9 protein-coding genes (1 of these 9 cut by a window edge) are annotated in these 9,317 nt (G+C 64.8%); 6 read left to right on the top strand and 3 right to left on the bottom strand.

Going from position 1 to position 9,317, the window contains the following annotated elements; genetic code table 11:
- Both FNJ84_RS11665 and FNJ84_RS11660 read right to left on the bottom strand, forming a co-directional pair.
- Nucleotides 1–793: the 5' portion of a carboxylesterase gene (locus tag FNJ84_RS11665; protein WP_143793294.1), read on the bottom strand. The gene continues 68 nt to the left of window position 1, outside the view; only the first 793 of its 861 coding nucleotides appear in the window; its start codon is at nt 791–793; the stop codon falls past the left edge of the window.
- Between the two features lie 15 nt (nt 794–808).
- The gene (locus tag FNJ84_RS11660; RefSeq protein WP_143793293.1) at nt 809–1,555 is read right to left on the bottom strand and encodes an alpha/beta fold hydrolase; all 747 of its coding nucleotides are present in this window, start codon (nt 1,553–1,555) and stop codon (nt 809–811) included.
- Between the two features lie 145 nt (nt 1,556–1,700).
- Here FNJ84_RS11660 and FNJ84_RS11655 point away from each other — a divergent pair, with 145 nt between their 5' ends.
- The 6 genes from FNJ84_RS11655 to FNJ84_RS11630 all read left to right on the top strand — a co-directional run bounded on the left by FNJ84_RS11655 (nt 1,701) and on the right by FNJ84_RS11630 (nt 8,701).
- Nucleotides 1,701–2,645: a glycosyltransferase family 2 protein gene (locus FNJ84_RS11655; protein ID WP_185968502.1), complete on the top strand. Its 945-nt coding sequence runs from the start codon at nt 1,701–1,703 to the stop codon at nt 2,643–2,645.
- Nucleotides 2,646–2,819: 174 nt separating this feature from the next.
- Entirely contained in the window at nt 2,820–4,766 is a 1,947-nt protein-coding gene (gene thrS / locus FNJ84_RS11650) for a threonine--tRNA ligase (protein ID WP_143793291.1), read from the top strand.
- A 210-nt stretch (nt 4,767–4,976) separates the two neighbouring features.
- Nucleotides 4,977–5,183, top strand: a complete 207-nt coding sequence (locus FNJ84_RS11645) for a cold-shock protein (protein ID WP_143793290.1) — start codon at nt 4,977–4,979, stop codon at nt 5,181–5,183.
- 110 nt (nt 5,184–5,293) lie between these two features.
- On the top strand, nt 5,294–6,760 hold the full coding sequence (locus FNJ84_RS11640; RefSeq protein WP_143793289.1) for a class I adenylate-forming enzyme family protein: 1,467 nt from the start codon (nt 5,294–5,296) through the stop codon (nt 6,758–6,760).
- Nucleotides 6,757–7,398, top strand: coding sequence for a DsbA family protein (locus FNJ84_RS11635; RefSeq protein ID WP_143793288.1), 642 nt, complete (start codon nt 6,757–6,759; stop codon nt 7,396–7,398). Before FNJ84_RS11640 ends, FNJ84_RS11635 begins: the two co-directional genes overlap by 4 nt.
- A gap of 76 nt (nt 7,399–7,474) precedes the next feature.
- Nucleotides 7,475–8,701, top strand: a complete 1,227-nt coding sequence (locus tag FNJ84_RS11630; RefSeq protein ID WP_255471178.1) for a multidrug effflux MFS transporter — start codon at nt 7,475–7,477, stop codon at nt 8,699–8,701.
- Here FNJ84_RS11630 and FNJ84_RS11625 read toward each other — a convergent pair.
- On the bottom strand, nt 8,660–9,274 hold the full coding sequence (locus FNJ84_RS11625; protein ID WP_255471177.1) for a nucleoside/nucleotide kinase family protein: 615 nt from the start codon (nt 9,272–9,274) through the stop codon (nt 8,660–8,662). The genes FNJ84_RS11630 and FNJ84_RS11625 overlap by 42 nt on opposite strands.
- Nucleotides 9,275–9,317: the final 43 nt, after the last annotated feature.

The raw sequence follows: 9,317 nt of genomic DNA, 5'->3' as shown, positions 1-9,317 counted from the left end.
CCGCCGCCGGATCGACGATCCGATCCTGATCGGCCCACAGAAACAGCACCGGCTGCCGCGCGGCATCATAATTGCCCAGATGCGCATGTCGCACCAGCGCGGCCATGGGCAAGGTCGCAACCGTCGGATAGCAACTGGTCCAGGCCTGCGCATGCTCGACATTCACCGGCTTGAAGCAGCGGATCTTGCCCGCGATCATTGGCACCCATCGCCGGGCGAAGGGCCAGCCCAGCAGCGGCGCGGCCGGGCTTCGCAGGCCGAAATTCCCCGAGATCAGCACCAGCTTGTCGATCTTGCGCCCAAGAATAGGGTCGCGGGCGGCCTCGGCGGCCAGCGTCGCGCCCGTCGAGTTGCCGATCAGAACCACCCGCCGACCCAATCGCTGCCCGACCGTCAGCGCCTCTGCCGTGTCACGCCACCAGTCGCTTGCCCGCACCTGCCCCAGGGCCGCGCCATCCTCGCCATGTCCGGCCAGCCGCGTGACGAACAGATTTGCCCCAAGCGCCCCCGCCACGATCTCGGGCACCGGCCGCAATTCGCGGGGCGAGGCCGAAAAGCCATGCAGATACACCACCGCCAGATCGGTCTGCTGCCCCGGCGTCCCGGCCCAACCGATATGGGCGGCCAGGTCCGGGCGTATCCCGGCCTCGCGCACCTTCAGCCAGGCATCCAGATCATCGGGCAGTTGCACCCTGACGGGCAGCAGCTGTACCTCTTCGCGCGGCCCAAACAGCCACACGCAGACGGCCAGCACCGCCAGGATGATCGCGACAACCATCACCAGATCACGCATCGCGGGCGCGCCGGGTCAGCCACGCCACAGCACCTCGTCCACGGCGCTGGCGATCATCGCCAGACAATCCGGCGTCGAGAACCGATGATCGGCCCCCTTGACCAGCGCCAACCGCAGATCAGGCCCCTCGGCATGCTCCAGCAGGCGCAGCGCCCAGGCCATCGGCACATCCACATCCGCGGTGCCCTGAAGAAACCGCACCGGAAAGGGCAGCACCAAAGGCCTGCGCAAGACCAGATGATCACGGCCATCCTCGATCAGGCGGCGGGTGATCACATAGGGCTCTTCGCTGTAATCACTGGGCAGTTCGATCCGCCCGTCGCGCATCACCGTCGTCCGTTGTTGATCGGTGAAATCCGCCCAGAACCCGTCCTCGGTGAAATCGGGCGCGGCGGCAATGGTGACCAGCCCGGCGATCCGTTCCGGCATGGCCCCCGCGACCAACAGGCTGATCCAGCCGCCCATGGACGACCCGACCAGCACCTGCGGCCCTTCGGTCAGGTCCCGAATGACGGCCAGGGCATCCGCGAACCAGTCGCCAATTCCGCCCGCCTCGAACGCGCCATCGCTTTGCCCATGCCCGGAATAGTCGAACCGCAGAAAGGCGCGCCCCTGTTCCTGGGCCAGATCGCGCAGATAAAGCGCCTTGGTCCCTTCCATGTCGGATCGGAATCCGCCCAGGAAAACGATCCCCGGCCCCTGACCGGCCAATCGTTCATAGGCGATGCGCCGCCCCTGCCTTGTCGTCAGATGGTCCGTCATGCCCACGCTTTCCTGCCGCCCTGTCCCCGTCGATAGCCCGATTGACTCGGCCCGTCAAAGCCCCCAACCTGACACCGGTCCTTGGTTTCAGATAAATGTCGGCTTATTCATTCATACCCGCCCCCATCAGGCCGCTCTGCCCGGAATGACCCATGAACGTCATGCCCTGATGACCTCGATCAAGAACGAGGGGCCTTATCTGCTGGAATTTGTCGCCCATCACCGCGTGCTTGGCTTTGCGCAGCATCATTTTGCCTCGAATGATTGCACCGATGGCAGCGACCTGCTGCTGGACGCGCTGGCGGCACATGGCGTCGTGACCCATACGCGCAATCCGGTGCAGCCGGGTCAGGCGCCGCAGCCGACGGGCTATGCCCGGATCCGGGCCGCCGGCCATCTGGATGGTGCCGACTGGATCATGGTGATGGATGCCGACGAATTTCTGCAAGTCACCATCGGCCAGGGCCTGATCCAGGACCTGACCCGGCTTGCCGGTCCTGAAACGGATATTGTCACGATCCACAGCCTTGCCTTCGGCACCACCGAGGATATCCGCTGGCATCCCGGCCCGGTCACCCATCAGTTCACCCGCCGCCTGCCCGGCACCCACCGCCGCAACGCCCCGGTCAAAAGCATCAGCCGCACCAACCTGTTCCGCAGCCTGCACAACCATAATCCGGTCGGCTTTACCGGCGGCGATCGCCCGGTCCACGTCCTGCTGGGCAGCGGCGAGCGCATCGAGATCGCGGAAACCGGCCGCCTTGGACGCCACCTGCGCCAGCGCCGCACCGACAAAACCTCGCACCAGATCGCCTTTTACAACCACTACCCGATCAAATCGCTGGAATCCTATTGCCTGCGCCAGCAGCGCGGCGACGGGGCCACGCCCATCGGCGATGTCTCGGGCCGCTATGACCACAATTACTGGCAAAGCTTCGCCACGGCCAAGATCGAGGACCACAGCATCATCGACCGCTATGGTGCGGCCCTGACCGCCGAGATGGCCCGCCTTCTGGCGCTACCCGGCGTGTCCCAGGCCCATGCGCAGGCCGAAAACCTGCATCGCGGGCTGCTTGACGCCATGCTGTGACCGCCGCTTTCTTCTTCATCCAAATATCCTCGGGGGTCCGGGGGTGAAACCCCCGGCGCGGCGGTGGCGACCTGCGGCGGCCTGTTGACTTTGCCGCCAACAGGGCGCAAGACACCCGCCGACATACCCGCAACCGGGCGTTCCGTGGGCGCCAAACCGACGAGGAGGACAAGCATGTCCCAGATTTCCCTGACCTTTCCCGATGGCAATTCGCGCGATTACCCTGCCGGCGTGACGGCGGCCGAGGTTGCCGAAAGCATCGCCCCCAGCCTGGCCAAGCGCGCCATCTCGGCCAATCTTGACGGCCGCCATATCGACCTTGCCTGGCCGATCACCGAAAGCGGCGCGATCGCCATCAACACGATGAAGGACGAGGCCCCGGCGCTGGAACTGATCCGCCATGACTTCGCTCATGTCATGGCCCGCGCCGTTCAGGCGCTGTGGCCCGACACGAAAGTCACCATCGGCCCGGTCCGCGATCACGGCTGGTTCTATGACTTCGACCGCGCCGAGCCTTTCACCCCCGAGGATCTTGGCGCCATCGAGGCCGAGATGAAAAAGATCATCGCCGCCCGTGACCCGGTCCGCACCGAAGTCTGGGACCGCGCCCGCGCCATCGCCCATTACACGGCCGCGAACGAGCCATTCAAACTGGAACTGATCGACCGCATCCCCGATGGTCAGGATCTGCGGATGTATTGGCATGGCGACTGGCAGGATCTGTGCCGTGGCCCGCATCTGCAAAATACGGGGCAATTGCCCGCCGACGCCTTCAAGCTGACGCATCTGGCCGGGGCCTACTGGCTGGGCGATGCCACGCGCCCGATGCTGCAACGCATCTATGGCGTGGCGTTCCGCAACCGCGACGATCTGAAGGCCCATCTGACCATGCTGGAAGAGGCCGCCAAGCGCGACCACCGCAAGCTGGGCCGAGAGATGGAACTGTTCCATTTCCAGGAAGAAGCACCGGGCATGGTTTTCTGGCACCCCAACGGCTGGACCATCTATCGCGAACTGGAATCCTACATGCGCCGCCGCCTGATCGCGGCCGGCTACAAGGAAATCAAGACGCCGCAGGTGGTTGACCGCGTGCTGTGGGAACGATCGGGCCATTGGGAGGCCTATCGCGAGAACATGTTCATCGTCGAGGTGGACGAGGAAGGCGCCAAGGAAAAGCGGGTCAACGCTTTGAAGCCCATGAACTGCCCCTGCCATGTCCAAGTCTATAACCACGGGCTGAAATCCTATCGCGATCTGCCGCTGCGACTGGCCGAATTCGGGTCCTGCCACCGCTATGAAAGCTCGGGCTCGATGCACGGGCTGATGCGGGTTCGCGGCTTTGTCCAGGACGATGCGCATATTTTCTGCACCGAGGACCAGATCGAGGCCGAATGCGCGAAGTTCCTGCAGTTGCTCAGTTCTGTCTATGCCGATCTTGGCTTTGACATTTTCGACATAAAGCTGTCGACCCGCCCCGATGTCCGCGTCGGCGCCGACGAGATCTGGGACAAGGCCGAAAGCGCGCTTGAAAAGGCGATCCTGAATGTCCGCAATGATTTCGAGGTCGATCCGGGCGAAGGCGCGTTTTACGGGCCCAAGCTAGACTTCAAACTGACCGATGCCATCGGGCGCGAATGGCAATGCGGCACCTTCCAGGTCGATTTCAACCTGCCCGACCGGCTGGGCGCTGAATATGTCGGCGAGGATGGTGCCAAGCACCGCCCCGTCATGCTGCACCGCGCGATTCTCGGCAGTTTCGAACGCTTCATTGGCATCCTGATCGAAAACTATGCCGGCAAGTTGCCGCTGTGGCTTGCTCCACGTCAGGTTGTGGTGGCCTCGATCGTCTCGGATGCGGATGATTACGTCCATCAGGTCGTGGCAACCCTGCGCGCCGCCGGACTGCGGGCCGAGGCGGATACGCGCAACGAGAAGATCAATTACAAGGTTCGGGAACATTCCGTTGCGAAAGTTCCGGTAATCCTTGCAATTGGGATGAAAGAGGTCGAGAATCAGTCGGTCTCGATCCGCCGGCTGGACAGTCAGGGCAGCCAGACGCTGTCACTGGAAGAAGCAAAGAATACGCTTGCGACCGAGGCAACGCCGCCTGATCTGCGCTGAAAAGCGCCGATGTCACGTAAACTTCACGCCGCGAAGTGCTTCGCGGCGGGTTTCGTGCTTGCGTTTTATCACGATTCGTTCATTTTGCGCGTGTGAGCAACTTTCTACCCTGACCGCCTCCCTACCAGTGGGCAGCCGGACGACCGAAAGACAGGCTGCACGGCTCGTCATAATGAGTATGGCGGGAAATACTGAAAGGAGAGCACGGTCATGGCTACCGGCACTGTGAAATGGTTCAACGCCACTAAAGGCTACGGCTTCATCGCCCCCGATGATGGCGGCAAGGACGTCTTCGTCCACATCTCGGCGGTAGAGCGCGCCGGCCTGAAAGGTCTGCAGGACAATCAGAAGGTCACTTATGAGCTGCAAGCAGGCCGCGACGGCCGCGCTTCGGCCAGCGACCTTCAGGTGATGTAAGCACATCCCGATTTATGTTGGACTGACGGCCCGTTTGCACGGGCCGTTTTTCTTTGCCAATGTCCCGCTGGCGGCAGCTGTCACGCCGTGGATATTTGGATGAAGAAGAAATGAACCTTGCCGAGCATGTGTTGCGCGCTGGTGCGGCCACCCCGGACAAGCTGGCTTTGTCGGTCATCGGTCCCGCGCGGGCCGAGCGGTGGTCCTATGGCAGGCTGATCGCCGCCGTGCGGGGAACCGCGACGGGGCTGTTGCGGGCCGGATTGCAGCCGGGCGACAGGGTTCTGCTGCGCCTGGGCAATCGGCCCGCCTTTCCGGTGGCCTATCTGGGTGCGATTGCCGCCGGGATCGTGCCCGTGCCCAGTTCGGCCCTGCTGACCACCCGCGAGATCGACAAGCTGGCCGCCGAGATCGACCCGGCCATGGTGATCGCCGGCGATGGCGTGGCCTTGCCTGATCACCCTGCCCCGGTCTTGTCCGAATCCGTGTTGGCCGGTTTTGCCGATCTGCCGCCAGCCGATTTCGCGCAGGGTGATCCCGACCGGCTGGCTTATATCGTCTATACCTCGGGCAGTTCCGGCCAGCCTCGCGCCGTGATGCATGCCCATCGCGCCATTCTGGCCCGGCAGATGATGTTTCAGGGCTGGTATGGGCTCTGCGATCAGGACCGGCTGCTGCATGCCGGCGCCTTTAACTGGACCTTTACCCTTGGCACCGGGCTGATGGATCCCTGGACCCTTGGCGCGACTGCGCTGATCCCGGCCGAGGGCGTCGCAATCGAGCAAATCCCGCTGCTGGCTGCGCGTCATGGCGCCACCATCCTGGCCGCCGCACCCGGCGTGTTCAGGCGCATGCTGCGCGTCGAATGGGCCAATCCGCCCGAATTGCGCCACGCGCTGACCGCCGGCGAGCGACTGGATCCCGGCCTGCGCAAGACATGGCAGGACCGCACCGGCGGCGGCCTGCACGAGGCGATGGGCGCGTCCGAGATCTCGACCTTCATTTCGGGCAGCCCTGACCGCCCGGCACCAGAGGGCACCGCCGGATACCCGCAACCCGGTCGCCGCGTCACAGTTCTGGATGATGCCGGCAGCCCCTTGCCCCAGGGCCAACCCGGTCTGCTTGCCGTTCATCGCAGCGATCCGGGGTTGTTTCTGGGCTATCTCGACCAGCCAGAGGACACTGCCGCGCGTTTTCTGGGCGATTGGTTCATCACTGGCGATCAGGCCATGCAGGCCGAAGATGGCGCCATCACCATGTTGGGCCGCTCGGATGACATCATGAATGCCGGCGGCTTCCGTGTCGCCCCGCCCGAGATCGAGGAATTGCTGTCGACCCACCCCGAAGCCGGTGATCTGGCGGTGGCGGAGCTGGCGGTCGGCCCCGGCAGTTCGATCATCGCTGCCTTCTGGACCGGCACCGCCCCCGAGGCCCAGCTGCGCGCGCTGGCAGAAGCCGGGCTTGCCCGCTATAAGCAGCCGCGCGACTATATCCGCGTCGACGCGCTGCCGCGCACACCGACGGGCAAGATCAACCGCCGCGCGCTGCGGCAGGCATACAGCAAGGTCACCGCATGACGGAAACGGTCAATCTGGACATCTTCGCCGATCCGGTCTGCCCCTGGTGCCTGATTGGCAAGGCAGAGCTTGACCGGGCCCTGGAATCGCGCCCCGATCACCGCTTTCGGCTGGCCTGGCACCCGTTCCGCCTGAATCCGCAATTCCCGCGCGAAGGCATGGATCGCGGCGAATACCTGCGCGCCAAATTCGGCGACCGGGCCGAAAGCGTCATGGCCCCGGTTGCCGAACGCGCGGCCCAGCTGGGCCTGAAGCTGGCCCCGGTCGCACGCCAGCCCGACACGACCGACGCCCACCGGCTGATGCATTGGGCCGGAATCGAGGGCGCCCAGACCCGCGTGATGTCGGGCCTGCTGCGCGCCCATTGGCAGGAAAGTCGCGATATCGGCGATGCCGGGACCCTGACCGAGATCGCGGCCAAAGCCGGTCTTGACCCCCAGATGATCGCCCGCCTGCTGGCCAGCGACGCCGATCTGGACAGCATCGCCGCGCGCGAGATGCATGCCCGCGAACGCGGCATAAACTCGGTCCCGACCTTCATCATTGCTGACCGCCATGCCGTCAGTGGTGCCCAGCCCGCAACGTTGTGGCAGCAGGTGATCGACGAGCTGGCCACGGGCAACGCCGCCGCTGGATAGGGCCGGCCCTGCGGGCAGACTTGCACATTCTGCAAATTGGCACTAGAGGCCGGTGGTTATCCGAAAGGCCAGCGCCATGGACGCACCCCAGACACACCCGACCCATGTGGCGCCGATCAAGCGGCTGCCCTTGCCCGAATTCATCGCGATGCTGGCCTTTCTGTTCGCCACCATCGCCTTTTCCATCGACGCAATGCTGCCGGCCCTGCCCGAGATCGCCTCGGAACTGACGCCCGACAATGTCAACCGCGCCCAGCTGATCCTGACCTCATTCGTGGCGGGCATGGGGCTTGGCACGCTGCTTGCAGGGCCGCTGTCGGATGCGATCGGCCGCAAGCCTGCGATCACCCTGGGCTTTGCCATCTATGCCGTGGCGGCCATCGCGGCCATCTTTGCCAATTCACTGGAACTGCTGCTGGTCGCACGCTTTGTCCAGGGCATCGGCGCCGCGGGTCCGCGCATCGTCGGGCTGGCGCTGGTGCGCGATCTTTATGACGGCCGCGAAATGGCGCGGATCACCAGCTTCGTGATGATGATCTTCATCATCGTGCCGGCGCTGGCCCCCGCGCTTGGCCAGGTCATCATCTGGTTCGCCGGCTGGCACGGCGTCTTTGCCGCCTTCCTGTTCTTCGCCCTGGTCGGCAGCCTGTGGCTGAACCTGCGCCAGGCCGAGACCCTGCCCCCCGAACGCCGCCGTCCGCTCAGCGTCACCTCGCTGCGCAGCGCGGCGGCAGAGGTGCTGTCGAACCGCCAGGTGATGCTGGCGACGATCATCCTGACGCTTGGCTTCGCGCAGATGTTTGCCCTGCTCAGCAGAGCGCAACAACTGTTCAGCGAAACCTATGGCCGCGCCGAGAACTTTCCGATGTGGTTCGCGGCCCTCGCGCTGCTGTCGGGGTCGGGCACGGTTCTGAACGCGGTATTCGTGGTCAAGCTGGGGATGCGCCGCATCGCCAAATGGGCCTATATCATGCAGACCTGCATGTCCTCGCTGATGCTGGTGCTTTTTCTGGGCAACCTGCTGCCCCCAGGGCTGGAGTTTCCCGCCTTCTTCATCTGGGCGGTCAGCGTCTTTTTCATGGCCGGGGTGACCTTCGGCAACCTGAACGCATTGGCGCTGCAACAGATGGGCCATATCGCGGGCATGGCGGCCTCGATCATCGCCGCGGTCTCGACCATCCTTGCCACGGTGATCGCGGCGCCGATCGGCCTGCTTTACGATGGCACGGCGCTGCCGATGATCGTGGCCACGCTGATCTGTTCAGCCCTTGCCTGGTTCCTGATGACCCGATTGAAGGACTAGATCGGCCGCCCGCGAGCCGCGCAGCACCAGGGTCGCATTGGTCATGTCATTGGCCAGATGCGCCTCGGCATCGGCAGCCGTCTGCCCCTGCCAGCGCGCGGTCAGCCGGCGGCGCAGCTCGGCCTCGGGCACATCCAGCATGACAGTCAGGTCATATCGCGCGCCCCGCCAGGGATCCGCATCCAGCAGCAGATAGTTCCCCTCGACCACCACCAGCCGCGTGCCGGCATCAATGACACCCGCCCCGGCAATGGCCAGATCGCGGCCCCGGTCGAAAACCGGAAACACCACCTCGCCCCCGGCCCGCACCCGGTTCATCACCGCCACGAAACCGCTTGCATCAAAGGTCTCGGGCGATCCCTTGCGTGCGCGCAACCCGCGCTGGTCCAGCAACCGGTTGTCCAGATGGAACCCGTCCATCGGCAACAGAACCGCGCCCGGCACCCGCGCCACCAGCGCCTCGGCCAGGGTCGACTTGCCCGATCCCGGCGCCCCGGCCAGCGCCACCACGGCCCGCGGCCCCGGCAATTCGGCCAGCCGCCGCAACAGCGCCTGCCCCTCGCTTTGATCCAAATATCCTGGGGGGAGTCCGAAGGACGGGGGGCAAAGCCCCCCT

The organism is Paracoccus sp. M683 (genome assembly GCF_007096355.1).
In the GTDB taxonomy this organism is placed as follows: Bacteria; Pseudomonadota; Alphaproteobacteria; order Rhodobacterales; family Rhodobacteraceae; genus Paracoccus.
The sequence above is the reverse complement of the archived record's forward strand: the minus strand, read 5'-3'. Positions and strand labels throughout refer to the sequence as shown.

Bases quoted from the DNA above. Each gene is read 5' to 3' on its own strand.
- FNJ84_RS11645 (WP_143793290.1), top strand. From the start codon at position 4,977: ATGGCTACCGGCACTGTGAAATGGTTCAACGCCACTAAAGGCTACGGC.
- FNJ84_RS11660 (WP_143793293.1), bottom strand. From the start codon at position 1,555: ATGACGGACCATCTGACGACAAGGCAGGGGCGGCGCATCGCCTATGAA.
- FNJ84_RS11640 (WP_143793289.1), top strand. From the start codon at position 5,294: ATGAACCTTGCCGAGCATGTGTTGCGCGCTGGTGCGGCCACCCCGGAC.
- FNJ84_RS11655 (WP_185968502.1), top strand. From the start codon at position 1,701: ATGACCCATGAACGTCATGCCCTGATGACCTCGATCAAGAACGAGGGG.
- FNJ84_RS11630 (WP_255471178.1), top strand. From the start codon at position 7,475: ATGGACGCACCCCAGACACACCCGACCCATGTGGCGCCGATCAAGCGG.
- FNJ84_RS11635 (WP_143793288.1), top strand. From the start codon at position 6,757: ATGACGGAAACGGTCAATCTGGACATCTTCGCCGATCCGGTCTGCCCC.
- thrS (WP_143793291.1), top strand. From the start codon at position 2,820: ATGTCCCAGATTTCCCTGACCTTTCCCGATGGCAATTCGCGCGATTAC.